15 protein-coding genes and 1 CRISPR repeat array are annotated in these 19,095 nt (G+C 39.2%); of the genes, 6 read left to right on the top strand and 9 right to left on the bottom strand.

Annotated elements, in window-relative coordinates:
- Positions 1 to 736: 736 nt before the first annotated feature.
- A CRISPR array of direct repeats spans positions 737 to 1,280; the repeat unit is 36 nt; unit sequence ACCGCTTCCTTCACCGGAAGTGGAATTAATGGAAAC.
- Positions 1,281 to 1,285: 5 nt separating this feature from the next.
- Positions 1,286 to 2,086 (top strand): type 1 glutamine amidotransferase, encoded by an 801-nt coding sequence (locus tag CUN59_RS08860; RefSeq protein ID WP_104387517.1) that lies wholly within the window; start codon positions 1,286 to 1,288, stop codon positions 2,084 to 2,086.
- Between the two features lie 133 nt (positions 2,087 to 2,219).
- On the opposite strand, the gene CUN59_RS08865 is transcribed toward CUN59_RS08860, so the two are convergent.
- The 5 genes from CUN59_RS08865 to CUN59_RS08885 all read right to left on the bottom strand — a co-directional run bounded on the left by CUN59_RS08865 (position 2,220) and on the right by CUN59_RS08885 (position 8,972).
- On the bottom strand, positions 2,220 to 5,246 hold the full coding sequence (locus CUN59_RS08865) for a PAS domain S-box protein (protein WP_104387503.1): 3,027 nt from the start codon (positions 5,244 to 5,246) through the stop codon (positions 2,220 to 2,222).
- A 431-nt stretch (positions 5,247 to 5,677) separates the two neighbouring features.
- Positions 5,678 to 6,937, bottom strand: a complete 1,260-nt coding sequence (locus CUN59_RS08870) for an FAD-dependent hydroxylase (RefSeq protein ID WP_104387504.1) — start codon at positions 6,935 to 6,937, stop codon at positions 5,678 to 5,680.
- Positions 6,938 to 7,138: 201 nt separating this feature from the next.
- The gene (locus CUN59_RS08875) at positions 7,139 to 7,891 is read right to left on the bottom strand and encodes a YebC/PmpR family DNA-binding transcriptional regulator (RefSeq protein WP_104387505.1); all 753 of its coding nucleotides are present in this window, start codon (positions 7,889 to 7,891) and stop codon (positions 7,139 to 7,141) included.
- A 122-nt stretch (positions 7,892 to 8,013) separates the two neighbouring features.
- Positions 8,014 to 8,682 (bottom strand): energy-coupling factor ABC transporter ATP-binding protein, encoded by a 669-nt coding sequence (locus CUN59_RS08880; RefSeq protein ID WP_104387506.1) that lies wholly within the window; start codon positions 8,680 to 8,682, stop codon positions 8,014 to 8,016.
- A gap of 14 nt (positions 8,683 to 8,696) precedes the next feature.
- A complete protein-coding gene (locus CUN59_RS08885) occupies positions 8,697 to 8,972 on the bottom strand; it encodes a UPF0367 protein family (RefSeq protein ID WP_104387507.1) in 276 nt (91 codons plus the stop codon).
- A 303-nt stretch (positions 8,973 to 9,275) separates the two neighbouring features.
- Between CUN59_RS08885 and psbD the strand changes: the two genes are divergently transcribed.
- A complete protein-coding gene (gene psbD, locus CUN59_RS08890; RefSeq protein WP_104387508.1) occupies positions 9,276 to 10,331 on the top strand; it encodes a photosystem II D2 protein (photosystem q(a) protein) in 1,056 nt (351 codons plus the stop codon).
- Positions 10,332 to 11,494: 1,163 nt separating this feature from the next.
- On the opposite strand, the gene CUN59_RS22300 is transcribed toward psbD, so the two are convergent.
- Complete coding sequence (locus CUN59_RS22300; protein WP_279327295.1) at positions 11,495 to 11,617, bottom strand: hypothetical protein; 123 nt, start codon at positions 11,615 to 11,617, stop codon at positions 11,495 to 11,497.
- 25 nt (positions 11,618 to 11,642) lie between these two features.
- Here CUN59_RS22300 and CUN59_RS08895 point away from each other — a divergent pair, with 25 nt between their 5' ends.
- The 4 genes from CUN59_RS08895 (at position 11,643) to CUN59_RS08910 (ending at position 15,913) form a co-directional block, all read left to right on the top strand.
- Positions 11,643 to 13,412 (top strand): iron uptake porin, encoded by a 1,770-nt coding sequence (locus tag CUN59_RS08895; protein ID WP_104387509.1) that lies wholly within the window; start codon positions 11,643 to 11,645, stop codon positions 13,410 to 13,412.
- Between the two features lie 238 nt (positions 13,413 to 13,650).
- Entirely contained in the window at positions 13,651 to 14,088 is a 438-nt protein-coding gene (locus tag CUN59_RS08900; protein WP_104387510.1) for an RrF2 family transcriptional regulator, read from the top strand.
- A 17-nt stretch (positions 14,089 to 14,105) separates the two neighbouring features.
- Complete coding sequence (gene cysK / locus CUN59_RS08905; protein WP_104387511.1) at positions 14,106 to 15,065, top strand: cysteine synthase A; 960 nt, start codon at positions 14,106 to 14,108, stop codon at positions 15,063 to 15,065.
- A gap of 155 nt (positions 15,066 to 15,220) precedes the next feature.
- Positions 15,221 to 15,913 (top strand): J domain-containing protein, encoded by a 693-nt coding sequence (locus CUN59_RS08910; RefSeq protein ID WP_104387512.1) that lies wholly within the window; start codon positions 15,221 to 15,223, stop codon positions 15,911 to 15,913.
- A 23-nt stretch (positions 15,914 to 15,936) separates the two neighbouring features.
- Here the strand turns inward: CUN59_RS08910 and CUN59_RS08915 are convergent, their stop codons facing one another.
- The 3 genes from CUN59_RS08915 to CUN59_RS08925 all read right to left on the bottom strand — a co-directional run.
- On the bottom strand, positions 15,937 to 16,545 hold the full coding sequence (locus tag CUN59_RS08915; RefSeq protein WP_104387513.1) for a hypothetical protein: 609 nt from the start codon (positions 16,543 to 16,545) through the stop codon (positions 15,937 to 15,939).
- Positions 16,546 to 16,839: 294 nt separating this feature from the next.
- A complete protein-coding gene (gene ftsH / locus CUN59_RS08920) occupies positions 16,840 to 18,744 on the bottom strand; it encodes an ATP-dependent zinc metalloprotease FtsH (RefSeq protein WP_104387514.1) in 1,905 nt (634 codons plus the stop codon).
- A gap of 142 nt (positions 18,745 to 18,886) precedes the next feature.
- Positions 18,887 to 19,095, bottom strand: a 209-nt coding sequence (locus tag CUN59_RS08925; RefSeq protein WP_497706905.1) for an NUDIX hydrolase, incomplete at its 5' end; no start/stop codon positions are given.

The following is a 19,095-nucleotide window of genomic DNA, read 5'->3' on the forward strand; positions in this document are numbered from 1 at the left end:
CTACGAGGAATGATCAGCAGCTTACAGCGGTTTCTTGATGAGGTTGTAATTCAGTAAAAAAATAGAAACTTAACACTCAACTAAGGTGGACTTGACAGGCAATCAATTACATCCGATCTCAATATTGCTTCCCTTTCTTTCCAATCGGTAGAAACTTCTGGCTGTGAGTTCAAAGACCTCCAACAACAAACAATGAGATTAAGGCGAAAACACTTTAACATGAAGCAAAACACGAGGAAGCTAAATACTAATAATTGATTGCCACCACACTAGAGTAGGAGGTACAAACTCTAATGAGAAATTCTTATTTAAGGTTTAACTCTTAACCTTCTTGTACCATGCTTTTAATTTAGCATGACTTTTTTCCCCTGTGTAATATATTTACGAAACGTGAGATTCATTAATATATTGCAACAATTGTGAAATGTTTCTTAAAATTGCCTTGAATTTTCAGGTTGTATCTGATTTAAGTGCATACAGCTATATTTTTGATACTAGATTTATTCTGTTGGCCGAAGGTCAGGTAAAATCGCTGAAATGTTGATTTTTTCGTTGCGATAGCGAAGCGTGGCGGTAGCCATACTTCGGTCGCTTGCTGGGTAAGGGTTTCAGGGTTTTTTCATCGCTGTCGGTTAGGGGTTTTGCCTCTTTTTTTCCTGACCTATGGCTAACACCACGCTTCGCTATCGGAAACTGCCTCTAGACACCTTGCTGGGTAAGGGTTTAAAATGGAAGGACCGCTTCCTTCACCGGAAGTGGAATTAATGGAAACAGCCGGTCCTTCGGGTTATCAGTCCCGTCGGAACAACCGCTTCCTTCACCGGAAGTGGAATTAATGGAAACTCTTAACTTAAAGAATTCTTCTTCAAGTTCCCAGTAGGCAACCGCTTCCTTCACCGGAAGTGGAATTAATGGAAACAAAAACAGTGTTAGAGTAGAGTTTGATTTAAAGTGACCGCTTCCTTCACCGGAAGTGGAATTAATGGAAACCATAGTTGGGTGAGTGTACCAAGAGTCATTTCCTTTGACCGCTTCCTTCACCGGAAGTGGAATTAATGGAAACGACCGGGTTAGACTGCCAGAACTAATTAGCAATATCAGACCGCTTCCTTCACCGGAAGTGGAATTAATGGAAACTTGCTTTCAACTTTAACCTCATTCCCGCCTTAGCAAGACCGCTTCCTTCACAGGAAGCGGAATTAATGGCAACGAAAGAAACCTTCTGTTAAAATGGGGTATTCTTTACCCCTTCCTTCATAAGAAGTGGAATTAATAGAAACCACCTATGGAAATTATTATTGGTTGGTTGTATCCCAAGTTGATGAGTACCTACGGCGATCGCGGCAATGTGATCACCATCGAACGACGCGCCCAATGGCGGGGTTATGATGTCACAGTATTACCCCTGGATCAAAATTCCACCGCAGCAGATATTAAATCAGTAGATATAATTGTTGGTGGTGGCGCACAGGATCGTCAGCAAGAAATTGTTATGCGTGATCTGCAAGGGGCAAAAGCCCAAGCCATGCGGGATAAAATCGAACATGGTACGCCAGGGGTTTTTACCTGTGGTTCTCCCCAACTGCTAGGCAATTATTATGAACCAGCTTTTGGACAAAGAATTAAAGGTTTAGGAATATTAGATTTAGTTTCCGTTCATCCTGGGGAAAATATGAAAAGATGTATTGGTAATTTAGTGATAGAAGTTACAGCTTCTCCGTTAGCCCAGGAACTAGAAGCAATGACAGGAACAAAACCTTATTTAGTGGGGTTTGAAAATCACGGAGGCCGGACGACCTTGGGGAAAGTGGAAGCCTTGGGGCGTGTGGTCTATGGTTTGGGCAATAATGGAGAAGATGGAACAGAAGGGGCATTTTATCAAAATGCGATCGCTACCTATTCCCACGGACCATTATTACCAAAAAATCCTTTCGTTGCTGATTGGTTAATTCAAACTGCATTAAGGTTAAAATATCAACAGGAAATTAAACTTTCACCTTTAGATGATACCTTGGCTATGGAAGGAAGAGAAGCCATGTTTAAACGTTTAAAAGTTAATTTACCCACTGGGGCTGGCATTGGATAAAGATGCAAATGTTATTTTGTAGTCTAAGATCCCCGACTTCTGTGATCAATTCATCATTTATGGACACAGTAAAAGAAGTCGGGGATCTGGGTATGAACGAGTGCTATAGCTGAATACTTACCGAACAGGGAATTTATCTGAGGGCAAAATGTAACTTTTCCAATAATTCTTCATTAGAGTATGGTTTTAATAAAATTCCTGTCACTTGAGTTTCATCATTGCCTTCTAATAAGTGCTGTATATTACGTCCGCTACAAGCAATAATTTTGACTTGAGGATTAATTGTTTTTAAGGTACGAATGGCAGTATTTCCATCCATTTCCGGCATCATCATATCCATCAAAACTACTTTAATCTGATCTTGATATTGGGCATAAATCGTAATCGCTTCCATGCCATTTTTCGCCGTGATACTTTGATAATTGTAGCTTTCTAAAACGGCTTTTGTAACTTCTCGAATTGCTTCTTCATCATCTACTAATAAAATTAGTTCTCCCTGTCCTTGGTGTATTGCTTGATTATCAGTATCTACAGGAATGATTTTTTGGTTTACTGATGGAAGAAATATCTGAAACGTACTGCCTTGACCAACTTTACTATTAACATTAATGCACCCTTTATGGCTTTTAATAATCCCTAATACTGTTGATAATCCTAATCCTGTACCTTTACCAAAATCTTTAGTCGTAAAAAATGGTTCAAATATTCTTTCTAATGTTTTAGGTGCCATTCCCGTACCTGTATCTCTCACAGTAATCACAATATAATTGCCAATTTGGACATCACAATTTCTCCGCATCATCTCTTCATTAATGTACAAATTTTCTGTAGAAATAGAGAGATTACCACCATTAGGCATAGCATCACCAGCATTAACAATTAAGTTCATTAATACTTGATGTAGTTGGGTTTCATCACCAGAAACCGTCCATAATCTAGGAGCAAGATCGGTAAAGAATACAATAGATTTTGGTAATGTTTGTATAGAAAACTGAATAATATCATTAATTAAATCATTAACTTGCAAAATTGTATATTTCCCTTCAACTCCCCGTGCAAAAGATAACATTTGTTTAACTAAAGCCGCCCCTTGTTTAACATTATTTTCAATCATTGTTAGCATTTCATCATGACGAGCTTTATCTTGAGCTAATCTCCCTTTAAGTAGTTGAGCAGAGCCTAAAATCGGGGTCAAAATATTATTAATATCGTGGGCAATACCACCAGCTAATGTACCGATACTTTCCATTCTTTGAGCGCGGAAAAATTGCTTTTCTAGTTGCTTCTTTTCTGTAATATCAGTATCTACTGTTAGAATAGCTTTAGGTCCTCCATGAGCATCTAACATTAATGTCCAGCGACTTTGAACTATAATTTCTTCCTTTGATTTTGTCTGTTTACGTAATTCACCTTCCCAATATCCAGATTTAAATACAGCTTTTAGAGCGACAATTTCTTGCTCATAGCTAATAGATTTATAGAAAATATCCTTAATATTTTTTCCTAAAACTTCCTGATTTTCCCAACCATATATTTTTTCTGCACCCTGATTCCAAAATAATATTTTAGTTTCAAAATCACGAACAAAAATCCCATCTGTAGCAATATTTAAAAGAGCAGCTTGTTCTGATAATTGTTGTTCTATTTCCTTACGTTCAGAGATATCTCTAGTTGTGCCAATTATCCTTTGTGGTTGACCATTTTCATCATTGTGAACTTTACCTCTAGAACTCAACCAATGGACACTACCATCACTCCACATCACCCGATACTCACAAACAAAATCAACTTTTTTCTCAATAGCATTAATTATACCTTGCCGAAAATGCTCACGTTCTTCTGGATAGATGAAATTCCAAAAATTTTCATCAATTGTAAATACATTACAACTAGTTAAACCGTACATTTGAGCCATATTGGAAGATAACACAATTTGATTAGTGTTAATATCCCAATCCCATATCCCAATATTACCTGCTTCTAATGCTAAGGTCAGTCGCGCTTCACTTTGCTCTAAAGACCTTTGAATTTTTTCCCGTTCAATAACTTCCTGTTGTAATCGCTCATTAGCAATCACCAATTCAGACGTGCGTTTCGCTACCCGCATTTCTAAAATATCGCTATCTTGGCGTAATCTTGCTTCTAATTGTTTGCGATCTCTAATATCACATATTGACCACAAATAACCCGTAGTGTTACCTTGATTATCTATGAAAGGACTAACTCTCATACTACTAGGAAATGGCGCATCTTCACGAGGCTGTAAATAAATTTCCCATTCCTGTAAATGATCTAATTTTTTTAATCGAGACTGATATTCAGAACGATATGGTTTAGCAATGTAAATCCATAAAGGTTTACCAATCAGCCTATTTTGACGAACACCTAGCAAAGATTCCATGGCATAATTAGCTTCTTGAATGACCCCTAAAACATTAGTAAGCACATAACCATTGGGAGCAAAGTGAAATAAATTTTGATATCGTTGCCGTTCTGCTTCGGTAATTTCACGAGCTAGGATAAGTTGTTCATTTTGTTTACGTAGTTCTTCTTCTGCAATTTGCAATTCTTCTAAAGTTTCCTCAAGTTCTTGATTTATTTCGTGGTAAGAATGAAGTTTATTTCTAGTTCTTTTTTGGCAATTATGATTAATTTGCTGGTGATTGATTCCACTATGTTCTAAATTTGAATTTGTTAAATTTTCCTTGAATGTCTCAAATATATTAACTATTGTTTCTATATCTAAAACTTGCAGTAAGTTTTTATTAGTCACTATACCTATTAATTTATCTTTGTTATCTACTATTGGTAAATGATTAATACAATAGTGTCCTAAAAGTTCTAATACTATAAAAATATGATTGGATTCAGATTCTTTTAAGGTAATTACTGGTTGAATCATTACTTCAGTGATTTTTACCGTTGATAAGTTAATATTTAAAGCAATTACTCTCAATACATCATTGATAGTGAATATTCCTTTTAATTTCCCATCATCTACTACTAAAACATAGTCATTATCTCTCTGAATGACTTGATTATCTGTAATAATATGATCTTGTTTTCGATTCATTAAATGAATAGCATCTATGACAGAACTATCAGGACTAATAGTTAATGGAGAATAATTAATAATTTGTTGTAAATTAGGTATATCCATAAGTTGGTGATTATATACGTCGCATAATCAGTCTAAGGAATGAATTTAATGGATAGATGTGAGTCAGGTAAGGTCATATCTAGGAATTACGCACTATACAAATTAACCATGATGTGCATGAACGAAAATCCGTCTTTTCAGGCTTTTGGCGATTAACTTCTGTTCAATAGCGAACTGCTTGCAGCAGCACTTCGCTATCGCTTAAAAATCATCAAAAAATAACCTTAAAATGCCCAAAACCATACCCCATATTTGGTTGATCCTGTCAATGCGTAAGTCCTAATATCAATAAAATGAACCAGGTTTGCACCCTTACGGGTTCGCCAGTCACTCATAGGGGAAACCCCAAAGACCGCGCTGGCTCACCAACTAGAGTAGAGGCTTTAACTCCTGTAGCGTTACCTTGGGGATGCCCTCCCCTAGTTTCGACCTTATTTAGCTAATTTTGGCGTTTTGCCCTTTAACCCAATCATTAATTTCAGAGCAAATATTTTGAGAATAGGAACTCGTTGCATCAGCCATAAACCTAAACGGCGAATTATTACTACTGGTAACAAATTATTAGAAAAAACCCGATCTAATAAATCCGTAAAACCTAAAATTGCTAGATTTTCTTTTTTTCGCCACCCTTCATATTGTTTAAGAATGGAGATATTCCCAATATCTTGGTGATTTTTAGATGCTGTATGGATAATTTCTGCTAAAGCGGCTGCATCACGAATACCCAAATTCAAACCTTGTCCGCCCACAGGGTGACAGTTATGGGCTGAGTCACCAATTAATGCTAACCGGGGTAAAACATAGCGATCGCTCTGCATTAATTGTACTTGAAAAATAAACCTCTCTCCTAATAATTCTAATTTCCCTCCATGTTGACCATAGCGTTTACTCAGTTCCGCTAAAAATTCCTCATCATTCAAAGCACACAAGGCTTTTGCTTCTTGATGAGGTGCTGTCCAAACAATGCGACAACGATTTCCCGGTAAAGGTAAAATGGCGAATGGTCCACTAGACCAAAATTTTTCATAGGCGGTATTACTGTGGGGTTGTTCTGGTTTCACAAAAGCCACAATACAAGATTGCCAATATTTCCAACCTTTGGTTTTTATCCCCGCAGCTTCCCGAATTGGCGACTTTGAACCATCGGCAGCTACTAATAGTTTACTGCGAATTTCTTGGGTAGTTTCGTTAATTTTAATGGTAATTTTAACTATATCTAACTGATTTGCGGTTTTGATCACTTCCGCCGGACAAAGATATGTAACATTGGGGCAATTATGAACAAATTGCTGTAAAGGTTCTAAGAGTGCATAGTGTTCTGCCACATAACCTAATTCTGATGTTCCTAAATCGGCAGTTTGGAATTTAACGACATCAGGATAATCAGCATCAGACAAACAAACTTGGTTATATTTTTCAATATTCGGGAGTATCTTGTCCCAAATTCCAATTCCTTGAAAAATCCGCGCTGATAACATATGTACAGCATAGGCTTGACCTTTAGCCACTGCGGCTGATGTCACTTTAGCTTCAATTAAGAGAATATTTAAACCAGAATCTTTTAATGCTGCGGCCAAAGTTAAACCGACTATACCACCACCAACAATCACTAAATCATAATCATATCCCCAGTTATCTCTGATGGTGATCTGGGAATTGGCAAGAGTAGGAGTTAACTGCAAAATGGACATTGTGAATATAAGTTACAAGATTTTCTAATTTTATTGTGACGCGATCGCCCTCAAAAAATCAAATGTAAGAATTCAACATTAGGGGTGAACAGCCAGCCGTTTGCCCCTACTCCCTCCTGATAGCGTTCACGTAGTGTGAGGAAGGCATAGCGTGGTGTTAGCCATGGTCCTGAACTCCTGCTATATCTCACTTTCACCTACTTACATACTCATATTCATCAATCCCTCGGCCATTTCAAAGTTAGCTGTGACGTTTTGCACATCATCTAACCCTTCTAATGTATCAATTAACTTAAACAGCGATTTAGCCTGATCCCCATCGGTCACTTCTACCTGATTACCAGGAATCCAACGCAATTCGATATCTGTAATTTTAAACCCTTTTGCTTTCAATGTTTGACTAAGTTTTTCTAAACTTGCCACTGCCGTAAATACCTCAGCAGTTTCATCTTCAATCATTTCATAGGATTGGGCATTTCCTTCTAAGGAAGCTTCTAAAAGCTGTTCTTCGTCTACCACACCTGCAACCACACAAACCCCTTTTTGGGAAAACATCCAACTCACACAACCTGTTTCTCCCAAATTACCGCCATTTTTACTAAAAGCCACCCGCAAATCAGCAGCCGTGCGATTACGATTATCTGTGAGAGCTTCAATTAAAATGGCCACGCCACCTGGACCATAACCTTCATAGCGAATTTCTTCTAAAATATTATTATCGCTGAAAGTACCTGCACCTTTAGCAATCGCTCTTTCAATATTATCATTGGGAATTCCCGCCGCCTTAGCCTTATCTATCGCTGTCCGCAATTGAAAATTCCCTGCTGGATCTGGTACACCATTTCTAGCTGCTACAATAATCGCCCGTGATACTTGGGTAAAAATATTTCCTCTCTTAGCATCTACTACCGCTTTCTGGCGCTTAATATTTGCCCATTTGCTATGTCCTGCCATAATCAAACAATATTCATACTCTCTTCAAAATATACAGGGAATGGGGAACGGGGAACGGGGAATTGGGAATTGGGATTTTTGTTCCTCCTGACTCGGTGACTCGGTGACTTCTGAACTCCTACTTAATTATTTACCTGCATTAATCTCTGTTTCAATCTTTCTGCTTCACCGAAATCAACTAAACAGCCTTTTTCTAATAGAAAAGCACCATCACAATAATTTAACTCTTCTAAACGATGAGTTACCCATAAAGCCGTAATACCGCGACTTTTAACGAGATTACGTACACTAGCGACTAAATCCAGTTGACTATCTGGATCTAATAAAGCGGTGGGTTCATCTAATAACAAGACATCACAATGACGAGCGATCGCCCCAGCAATTGCTACTCGCTGTTTTTGTCCACCAGAAAGGGCATAAATCGGCCGTCGCTGTAGATGCAACAAATTTACAGCCGTTAAAGCTTCTTCAACTCTGGCTTTTACCATAGCAGGTAATAACTTTTCTGCCACTAACCCAAAGGCCACATCAGCACCAACCGTTGGCAGTACCAGTTGATGATCAGGATTTTGGAACACAAAACCCACAGGAGGTACAGCCATTACTTCCCCAGATTCGGGAGTTAATAAACCCGCTATTAATCTTAGAAGCGTAGATTTGCCACTGCCATTTGTTCCTAGAAGCATCCAAAACTCACCTTTAGGTACTTGAAGGGAGCAAGATTTAATTACTTGCTCCCCATTAGGCCAAAAGAAGTTTAAATTATTAACTTCGATGCCTACTGCTGTCATTTTTACACCTTGGGTTATTCAGTAGCACTAAAAGCGGCAAAACCAGGTGCTCTACCACTGCTAGTAGCTGCACTATCTTTTTGGATAATCTGGACTCCCGAAATTTCACTAGCACGCACAGCAATCTTTTTCTCTGTTTTGCCCTCGCACTTGAGTTCCACAATATCAGGATTTCCAGAACGCATTGCCGCCAAAATTAGCTGATAGACAGCTTCGGCATCTTCAGTAGACTTACGTTGTACTGATATGGGAAAAGCAGTATTTCTGATGCTTAGGTCAATGGTAAACATTTAGAATTAATCAATTTTCACTGTACAAACCATTCTAGCGTCATATAGTGAACAGTTGACACTCCCCGGTCTGAAGAAACTTTTCTGTTTCAAAACTTGTGTTGAGTTAAGTCGAAACATTTTCAAAATAAAAATTTTTTTCTAGCCCACTAGCGAAAATAGAGATTTTCACCTATTATGATAGAAAGCGTAAAAAATTGTAAACTAGATTGACAATCTGGTTAATTTTCTGTAATGGCCAAAATTTGCCATCTATAGACGCATAAAATCCGTACTTATAAAACATTTCGGAGATTTACTCTCATGACCATCGCAGTTGGACGCGCCCCCAGTAGAGGGTGGTTTGACGTATTAGACGACTGGTTGAAGCGCGATCGCTTCGTATTCGTAGGTTGGTCAGGAATATTACTATTCCCTTGTGCCTTCCTTGCGTTGGGCGGTTGGTTAACCGGTACAACCTTCGTCACCTCCTGGTACACCCATGGACTAGCTTCCTCCTACTTAGAAGGAGCTAACTTTTTAACAGTTGCAGTATCCACACCCGCAGACAGCATGGGACATTCCCTGTTGTTCCTGTGGGGTCCTGAAGCTCAAGGTGACTTTACCCGTTGGTGTCAACTGGGTGGTTTATGGCCTTTCGTAGCCCTCCACGGTGCTTTCGGTTTAATTGGCTTCATGTTACGTCAATTTGAAGTAGCACGGTTAGTAGGCTTACGTCCCTATAACGCCCTCGCTTTCTCCGGTCCTATCGCTGTATTCGTCAGCGTTTTCCTGATGTATCCTCTAGGACAATCTAGCTGGTTCTTTGCACCCAGCTTTGGAGTAGCCGCAATCTTCCGTTTCCTATTGTTCTTACAAGGTTTCCACAACTGGACCCTCAACCCCTTCCACATGATGGGTGTAGCGGGAATCTTAGGTGGTGCGTTACTTTGTGCCATTCACGGTGCGACAGTAGAAAACACCCTATTTGAAGACGGTGAAGCTTCTAACACGTTCCGCGCCTTCAACCCCACCCAAGCTGAAGAAACCTACTCCATGGTGACAGCAAACCGTTTCTGGTCACAGATTTTCGGTATTGCTTTCTCCAACAAACGTTGGTTACACTTCTTCATGTTGTTTGTACCCGTTACAGGCTTGTGGATGAGTGCCGTCGGTATCGTTGGTTTAGCATTAAACCTCCGGGCTTATGACTTCGTTTCCCAAGAATTACGGGCAGCAGAAGATCCAGAGTTTGAAACTTTCTATACCAAAAACATTTTGTTGAACGAGGGTATCCGCGCTTGGATGGCTCCTCAAGACCAACCCCACGAACAATTTGTATTCCCTGAAGAAGTGCTACCTCGCGGTAACGCTCTCTAAGAAGGCGTAAAGGAGTTCAGAAGTTATAGAATAATAAGTAAACATAGAAAAGTATGTATGATTACTTATTTAATATTATAAAATACTGAACTCCTTTTTAAAATTTCTGTGCTATAGTATTTCAAGGTTATAAACCAAGAGTATTTTACTCTCCCCTTTTTGAAACGAAGACCGTTTAGGCAATAAGGAGGTGATGCCCATGATAGAAAGTAGTAAAACCATGGGTCATCAGGTTGCAGTTAGCCGGCTGCGCGCCGGGGCTGTTCTCTAAAAGTTAGCCTTAGTTCTCTTGAGATACTAAGTTAGCTCAATTAGCTAGGCTGAAAATCGGAGTTCCTTCCGGCAGTCTGGTTGCAATCTGAAGACCCGCTAGACCGCCCTGAATTAGATTATCTAATCCAGGGCGGATAGTTTTTATTAACAGTTTCCTAAACAAGTTTTTTCCTAATGAGTAAGATATAAGGACTCAAAATGGTGATCTGCAAAAACTAACCCAACTTTGAAAACTAAAATTGTCTAAGTCGAGTTCAGAACACCCAACACTAATATTGAAGCGATTTAACTGGATTTATCTTTGTTCAACGTAAGACTATTGATTAATAATCAGCCATCCTAATTTATAGGACTTAGGCACTATACAAATTCGCCATGATGTGCATCAACAAAAATCTGTCGTTTCAGGCTTTTGGCGATAAACTTACGTTCAATAGCGATAGCGAAGATATGCTGCAAGCAGTTCGCTAAAAGATTATCAAAAAATTTATCAAAAAATCGGGTTTAAATCCCTGAAGGTCATACCCTCTATTTGGTATTTCCTGTCGCATACGTCAGTCCTAATTTATAGCTTAGAGATTTAGCAGAAAAAAATAGACTATCACTAATAAAACGATGATAGTGAAAGTTATTAATTTTTAGTATTTTTTACAACACAGCTATATTTTTGATTGCCCAAGCTTATTTACTCAAGATACTAGATGAGACTAGCTTGTAGTTAACGTAAATGCGTCAAATTTACCATGTCTAAACAATAATATATTACCAGAAAATTGACATTTACTTAATGAGAAAATCTTATCTTGATCATTAGCAAAAAATATAATATAATGAGGACATATGATTAAAAGTTTTTGCATAAGTTAATTGCATAAAAATTTAACAATTTGTTAATCAATTGTTAGCTTTGTGAAAACTAAAATAGTGTTAATGGCAGCCATGCCCAATACACAGGTTTCAACAAGATGTCGCATTTCTAAGCAATCAACTACAGCTAACTTGAATTTATTCATATACGGTGTGAGGAGAAAAGGAAAAATGTCTAATATCTTGTGGAAATCCCTGGTGGTTAGCCCAGTATTTTTAGGAGCAGCGTTGTTAGTATCGTCAACAGCGATCGCTACACCCGCCACAGGCAACGCAAATCCGACTACCACCAAGGAAGCATTATCCCTAGAAACTTCCGCTACAAAAGAAGTTGCCCCACAGTCACAAGCAGTAGCACCAGAAAGCAAAGAAGCTCAACTTTTAGCTCAAGTTAACCGCTACAGCAACGAAAACAACAATTCTCTATCTCAGGTAACATCAGTTTCTCAATTTACCGATGTGCAACCTACAGATTGGGCATTCCAAGCCTTACAGTCCTTAGTAGAAAGATACGGTTGTATTGCTGGTTATCCCAATGGCACATTTCGCGGTAATCGTGCTTTAAGCCGTTATGAATTTGCCGCTGGTTTGAATGCTTGTTTAGATCGTGTAAATGAATTGATTGCCACAGCAACTGCTGATATGGTAACAAAGCAGGATTTAGCAACATTACAGCGTTTACAAGAAGAATTTTCTGCTGAACTAGCAACTTTACGCGGTCGTGTAGATTCTTTAGAAGCAAGAACTGCTGAATTAGAAGCTAATCAATTCTCTACTACTACTAAACTCAAAGGTGAGGCTATTTTTGCTGTCACTGATGCTTTTGGTAGTGAAACAGGCAAAGCTAACCGTGCAGTTTTCCAAAATAGAGTTCGTCTAGGTTTGGAAAGCAGCTTTACAGGTAAGGATGTATTAACAACCCGTTTAGCGGCTGGTAATGCTCAAGGCTTTCAGTTCCGAAGTAATACTCCTGCTCCTGATGGCACTCCTATTGCGGCTGGTGGAGTTGGTAGACAAACCTTTGAAGTGGGTAGCACTACTCCTGCTAACACCGTCAGAATTGACAAATTAACTTATGAAGCACCTATAGGACCAGCAAGAGTGTATATTGCGGCTACTGGTGGACAACATAGCGATTACGTATCCGTTAATAACCCCTACTTCTTCGATAAAAGCGATGGTGGTAAGGGTGCTTTAAGTACCTTTGCCTCTGAAAATCCTATTTATCGCATTGGTGGTGGTTCCGGTATTGCGTTGAATGTACCTTTTGGTAAACCTGGTGATAGCTTTTTAAAGCCAAGTTCTATCACATTAGGTTACTTAGCTACCAATGCCAATAATCCTGCCCCTGGTCAAGGTTTATTCGATGGTAACTATGCAGCTTTAGGTCAGTTAAACTTTAACGTTGGTAATCGCGTTGCTTTAGCTGCAACCTATGTACATGGTTATCATGGCGCAGGTAGCACCTTATTTGATACAGGACTTGATGGTGGTGCTGTAGTAGGAACTGCAGAAGCTAATACTCTCACTCCTGGCCTTCCTCCTGCCGTGCTTGCTGGTCCTAGCTCTAGTAACTCCTACGGTATCTCTGCTGCTTTCAAACCTAGCAATAAACTTTCTGTCAGTGGTTTCGTTTCCTATCATGACATTGTGAGTGAAGTGGGTACTGGCAGTAGAGAAGCTTGGAGTTATGGACTTGGTGTAGCTTTACCTGATTTTGGTAAGCCAGGTAACGTTTTAGGTATCTTTGGTGGCGCTCAACCCTATTCAGTGGTTGGTGCTAGTAATCAAACACCATTCCAAGTTGAAGGCTTCTACAAATATCGTCTCTCCGATAATATCTCTATTACTCCCGGAGTTATTTGGGTTAAATCTCCTGGACAAACTAATAATAGTAATGATGCCTTTATCGGTACACTCAGAACCACTTTCAGCTTCTAAACAGTTAAAAGTCTGTTAATCAATCTATAATTTATTTTACCCTGCCATGAGGCGGGGTTTTTTTGTGGCTAGATAAACCCCAGTGAAGAACCGGAGTATACTGGAAAAAAGTTATAGCAGGTGACAGAAGGTAAGAGGCAAGAGGTAATTTTTGAACTCCTGTAGGGGCGAACGGCCGTTCGCCCCCACTGATTCCTTACCAATCGAAAATTGTAAATCCAAAATTGGGTGATTGCTTGTGGAACTATCGTGTAAATCGGAATACGCAATTTTGGCGTTATTAGAGATGGCAACTCATTATGAAAACGGTGAACCGATGCAAATTCGGCAAATTGCCACGCAACAAAAGATACCAGATCGCTATTTAGAACAACTGTTAGCAACTTTGCGTCGTGGGGGTATAGTTAAAAGTCAACGAGGTTCAAAAGGCGGCTATTTATTGGCGCGAGAACCAAGGAAAATAAGTATCTTTGATATTTTAGAATGTTTAGAAGGTTTGGATGTGCAGGCCAAAGACCAAAATCCTGAGCCTACAAGTGTAGATAGTTCTGTGGTGGCAGAAATCTGGCAGGAAGCACGTCAGGTGGCAAATTCAGTGTTACAAAACTATTCCCTTCAGGATCTTTGTGAAAAACGAGATTCCCGAAAACAGTTAGATATCATGTACTACATTTAAGGGCATAAAAACTGATCATGCGAGTTGTTGAAAATATTACAGAATTGGTAGGACGGACACCCCTAGTCAAGTTAAACAGGATTCCCCAAGAATTCGGTTGTGTGGCGAAAATTCTTTTAAAATTGGAAAGTATGAACCCCTCTTCATCGGTAAAAGACCGCATTGGGGTAAGTATGATTACTGCGGCGGAGGAAGAGGGATTAATTACCCCTAGTAAGACGATTTTGGTAGAACCAACATCGGGAAATACAGGAATTGCTTTGGCAATGGCGGCCGCAGCTAAGGGTTATAAGTTAATTTTAACCATGCCAGAAACCATGAGCGCGGAACGGCGGGCGATGTTAAGGGCTTATGGGGCAGAATTGGAATTGACACCCGGAATTGAGGGCATGAGTGGGGCAATTCGTCGGGCGCAAGAGATAGTGGATAGAACACCCTATGCCTATATGTTGCAACAGTTCCGCAATCCGGCTAATGCTAAAATCCATCGAGAAACTACTGCTGAGGAAATTTGGTCAGATACAGATGGCCAGGTAGATATGATTGTGGCTGGTGTGGGAACTGGAGGAACGATTACTGGGGTGGCACAAGTGCTGAAAAAACGCAAACCCAGTTTTCAAGCGATCGCTGTAGAACCTGCTAATAGCCCTATTTTATCTGGAGGTAAACCAGGACCCCATAAAATTCAGGGTATCGGGGCGGGGTTCATTCCCCAAGTCTTAAAGGTAGAATTGATTGATGAAGTTATTACCGTTACTGATGAAGATGCGATCGCTTTTAGTCGCAAATTAGCCAGGGAAGAAGGACTACTATCGGGAATTTCTACCGGTGCTGCCCTATTTGCTGCCGTTCGTGTCGCCCAACGTCCAGAAAATCAGGGACGCTTAATTGTCATGATTCAGCCTAGTTTTGGTGAGAGATATTTAAGTACACCTTTGTTTCAAGACTTAGAAACCCAGGGTGGAATTAAAAATTAAAAATGCAAGAATTCAGGAGTCAGGAGTTCAGGAAAAATGAAGAATGCAATACCTTTTGCCTTATGCTATGGCGGTATGCACTTGAATGAGATACAGAATTTACTCTAACCCTGTTCCCTGCTATATACACTGTTAGTTAACAATTTATTGGATTAATGTCCGATTATAACCATTACGATACCCTCAAAGTTAGTACCTATGCCAGCCAAGCAGAGATTAAACAAGCATATCGCCGCTTGGTGAAAATTTTTCATCCTGATAGTAATAAAGAAATCGCCGATAATGAGCAAATTATTCGTGTTAATGCGGCTTATGAAGTTTTAAGTGATAGTAAAAGTCGCCTTGATTATGATGAAAAACTCCGTCATAATCAGCAAAGATTTCATCAAGCTCGCCAAAAACGCACAGAATCGGCTCAACAGCATTACAAAGCAACTAGGAAAACTAGAAAAGATGTTGATGAGAATATTGAAGAATGGTTACGTTTAGTTTATAAACCAGTTAGTCGGTTACTAATAACAATTATAAATTCTTTAGCAGAACAAATTGAAGAATTGGCTGCCGATCCTTTTGATGATGATTTATTAGACGAATTTCAAGATTATTTAGATTCTTGTCGGGAAGATTTAAGAGACGCACAAATTAAGTTTCGTTCTTTACCGAATCCGCCTAGTTTGGCAGGAACAGCAGCGCATATTTACTATTGTATGAGTCAACTAGGGGACGGAATAGAAGAGTTAGCGTACTTTCCTTTAAGTTATGATGATCGCTATTTGCACACGGGACAAGAGTTGTTTAGAATAGCTAAAAGATTGCTGCGGGAAGCGCAGGAATCTGTGAATAAATAGACAAAGCCTACCATAAATAGTTATTAACCGATAGGATAACATCCTGGATTAACGGCATGAATAAATTCACTACCAGCAAGAGGTCTACCTCTTTTATAAGCAGCTTCTTGTGGTTGTCCCCAACCCAATTGCAATATTATTTCTAAAAAGTTTGGGTTTTCCCATTTTAATAAGGTTGCCCATTCTGTTCTTTGGACAATTCTCTCTACATCTATTTTAGCAATTTGTTGATGTTGTTTACCATTGCTAAAACTTAAATATAAATCCATTGTTTCTGTCACCATATACCAAAATTCTAAAATATAATCTTTGGCAGATTGCAAAATTTCTAAATCACTTTCTAAGGCAATTAATTCAGCATCAATTTCTGGATAATGGAGGTTTTTACCCTTAATAGTAATATCTTTCCAGATGATTCCAGAAACTCTATTTTCGCGTTGATATTCATGAATAGAGGCTTTAAAATCTTGATAAGCAGTGAATCTTTGTACTCCGTCGGTTCTGATAAATGGGTCAATAACGGGATTACTAGCAACAGTTATTTCTAACTTTAAGCGTTCACCTTTTAAGCAAGCTTGGCGTTCACTTGCCAAAATTTGAATTAAGTCTTGGGTATTGTAAATATTTGACATCAGAACAAAACCTAATTAGTCACGCGATTTTGGATTTACGATTTTGGATTGACTCCGAACCTATACCAATTTTTTTAATCTAAAATCTAAAATTACCAGTCATTAATGATGAAACTAAGACTAATTGTTAATTTTGTGTCAGATAGTAATCAATGAATGTTTGAAGATTGAATTATTATCTCTTGATCAGAATATAAATATCGTATCAGAAGCAACTAAAAATTATATAGGAATTATAAATGATATTTGAAAATTTTTGAATGGTGTAGGGTGGGCATTGCCCACCAAAACGCGCTAATAATGTACTGCTACCTGTTCATCAGTGATTTTGACTTCAGTATAGTCAGCGACAATACTACGGAAGACATCACCATCAATAGTTTCTTGTTCTATCAACATATCCACTACCCGTTCTAAAATTAAACGGTTTTCTTCTAATATTTCCTTTGCTTGAAGATAGCAACGGTTAATAATTTCCCGGACTGTGGCATCAATTTTAGCGGCAATTTCTTCAGAATATTCAGATTTATTCATCCAGTCACGCCCTAAAAATACTTCATTATTTTGATTTTCTAAGGAAAGTGGACCTAAATCGGACATTCCAAAGCGTGTTACCATTTGTCGCGCCATAGTGGTAACTTGCTGGAGGTCATTTCCTGCACCTGTGGTGACTTCTGCTTTGCCAAAGACGATTTCTTCCGCCGCGCGACCGCCTAAAGTGGCGGCAATGCGGGCTAAAATCTGGGAACGAGAAATTAAACCCTGTTCTTCGTTGGGTGTAAACCAAGTTAAACCTAGCGCTTGTCCTCTGGGAATGAGGGTAACTTTTTGCACAGGGTCATGACCTTTAACTAATGTCCCAACTAAGGCGTGTCCGACTTCGTGATAAGCAATGAGGCGTTTATTTTTGCTGTCTACTAAAGCAGTTCCTTCCATACCGGCAACTACTCTATCTATGGCATTATCAATTTCTAAATCGGTGATAGCTTCTTTACGTCTTCTGGCGGTGAGTATGGCAGCTTCGTTGAGTAAATTGGCTAAATCTGCACCGGTAAAACCAGGAGTGCGGCGAGCGATCGCTTCTAAAGATACACTCTGATCAATCTTCTTATTCTGAGCATGGACTGTCAAAATTTCCTGTCTTCCTTTCAAGTCTGGGACATCCACAATTACCTGTCTATCAAAACGGCCAGGACGTAACAAAGCTGAATCTAAGACATCTGGACGGTTAGTAGCTGCAATAATAATAATCCCTGTATTCCCTTCAAAACCATCCATTTCCGTTAATAGTTGGTTGAGGGTTTGTTCCCGTTCATCATTTCCTCCACCAATACCCGCACCCCGTTGTCTACCTACTGCGTCAATTTCATCAATAAATATCAAACAAGGGGCGTTATCTTTGGCTTTTTTAAACAAGTCCCGGACACGGGAAGCACCCACACCGACGAACATTTCTACAAATTCCGAACCAGACATACTGAAAAAAGGTACACCTGCTTCACCAGCAATGGCTTTTGCAAGTAAGGTTTTCCCTGTTCCTGGTGGTCCAACTAACAATACACCTTTGGGAATTTTTGCCCCCACCGCAGTAAATTTTTCTGGTTGTTTGAGGAAGGTAACAACCTCTTGTAATTCTTCCTTGGCTTCTTTGACACCAGCAACATCGGTAAATTTTACCCCTGTTTTGGCTTCCATTTGAAACCGGGCGCGAGATTTACCAAAATTTAGGGCTTGGTTAGAAGCATTGGCAGAACGACGGAGTAATAATAATGTTAAAGCTACCAGGGGCAAAATCCACATCAAGTTGATTAACAAACCGACAGCAATTCTGTTACCAGCAGAGGAAACCTCACCAAAATCAACATTTTTTTCTTTAAGTTTATCAATTAACTCAGTATTTTGTTCCAAAAGCCGTACTTGTATCGGTGGTGTATCCGGTTTTTGTCCAGCTAAATAAACCCTAGCTATCTGCTCAGTTTGATCTAACTCTACCTTTTTAACTTCGCCTTTGTCTGCCTTTTGAATCAGTTCCCCATAGCTTAAAGAATTACGGTCAGTTTTTTGCTGTGCTAAAACCGGACTATTCACAACTATCCCCGGTAACATCATCAACCCAGCAGCTACCACTCCTAAAACATGACGTTGAGACGAACCTGATAAACTCTGTTTCCTGAAAGCCTTTTTGTGCAAATTTTTCATAATAGTTACCTTTTATGGCTGTTTTTCTGGGGAAATTGTCAAATGTAGAAATTACAGTTTTCTTATCTAGTTTAACTGCCAGACTCAATTATTAACAGGTGACAGGTGAGAGTGAGGGGGGTAAGGAGGAAAATTCTCTATGTTATTTCTGGCTTAAACCCAAGAAAATAGCCGCCACTGTTCCAGTGACAGAGATTTCACCTTGACTAATGCTATCGAAAACTGAATCCGCGGGAATTAAAATCACTTCAATTTCCTCGGTAATATCGAAATTTTCCTGTTCTCCTACTTTAACGACATTTTCCGCGAGAAATAAATGAATTTTATTACCCACATTCCGCACTTCAATTT

Origin of the sequence: Cuspidothrix issatschenkoi CHARLIE-1 (assembly GCF_002934005.1) — a bacterium.
Lineage (GTDB): Bacteria > Cyanobacteriota > Cyanobacteriia > Cyanobacteriales > Nostocaceae > Cuspidothrix > Cuspidothrix issatschenkoi.

Coding starts and splice junctions, on each gene's coding strand:
- CUN59_RS08860 (WP_104387517.1), top strand. CDS start 1,286: ATGGAAATTATTATTGGTTGGTTGTATCCCAAGTTGATGAGTACCTAC.
- CUN59_RS08865 (WP_104387503.1), bottom strand. CDS start 5,246: ATGGATATACCTAATTTACAACAAATTATTAATTATTCTCCATTAACT.
- CUN59_RS08870 (WP_104387504.1), bottom strand. CDS start 6,937: ATGTCCATTTTGCAGTTAACTCCTACTCTTGCCAATTCCCAGATCACC.
- CUN59_RS08875 (WP_104387505.1), bottom strand. CDS start 7,891: ATGGCAGGACATAGCAAATGGGCAAATATTAAGCGCCAGAAAGCGGTA.
- CUN59_RS08880 (WP_104387506.1), bottom strand. CDS start 8,682: ATGACAGCAGTAGGCATCGAAGTTAATAATTTAAACTTCTTTTGGCCT.
- CUN59_RS08885 (WP_104387507.1), bottom strand. CDS start 8,972: ATGTTTACCATTGACCTAAGCATCAGAAATACTGCTTTTCCCATATCA.
- psbD (WP_104387508.1), top strand. CDS start 9,276: ATGACCATCGCAGTTGGACGCGCCCCCAGTAGAGGGTGGTTTGACGTA.
- CUN59_RS22300 (WP_279327295.1), bottom strand. CDS start 11,617: ATGAATAAATTCAAGTTAGCTGTAGTTGATTGCTTAGAAATGCGACAT.
- CUN59_RS08895 (WP_104387509.1), top strand. CDS start 11,643: ATGTCTAATATCTTGTGGAAATCCCTGGTGGTTAGCCCAGTATTTTTA.
- cysK (WP_104387511.1), top strand. CDS start 14,106: ATGCGAGTTGTTGAAAATATTACAGAATTGGTAGGACGGACACCCCTA.
- CUN59_RS08910 (WP_104387512.1), top strand. CDS start 15,221: ATGTCCGATTATAACCATTACGATACCCTCAAAGTTAGTACCTATGCC.
- CUN59_RS08915 (WP_104387513.1), bottom strand. CDS start 16,545: ATGTCAAATATTTACAATACCCAAGACTTAATTCAAATTTTGGCAAGT.
- ftsH (WP_104387514.1), bottom strand. CDS start 18,744: ATGAAAAATTTGCACAAAAAGGCTTTCAGGAAACAGAGTTTATCAGGT.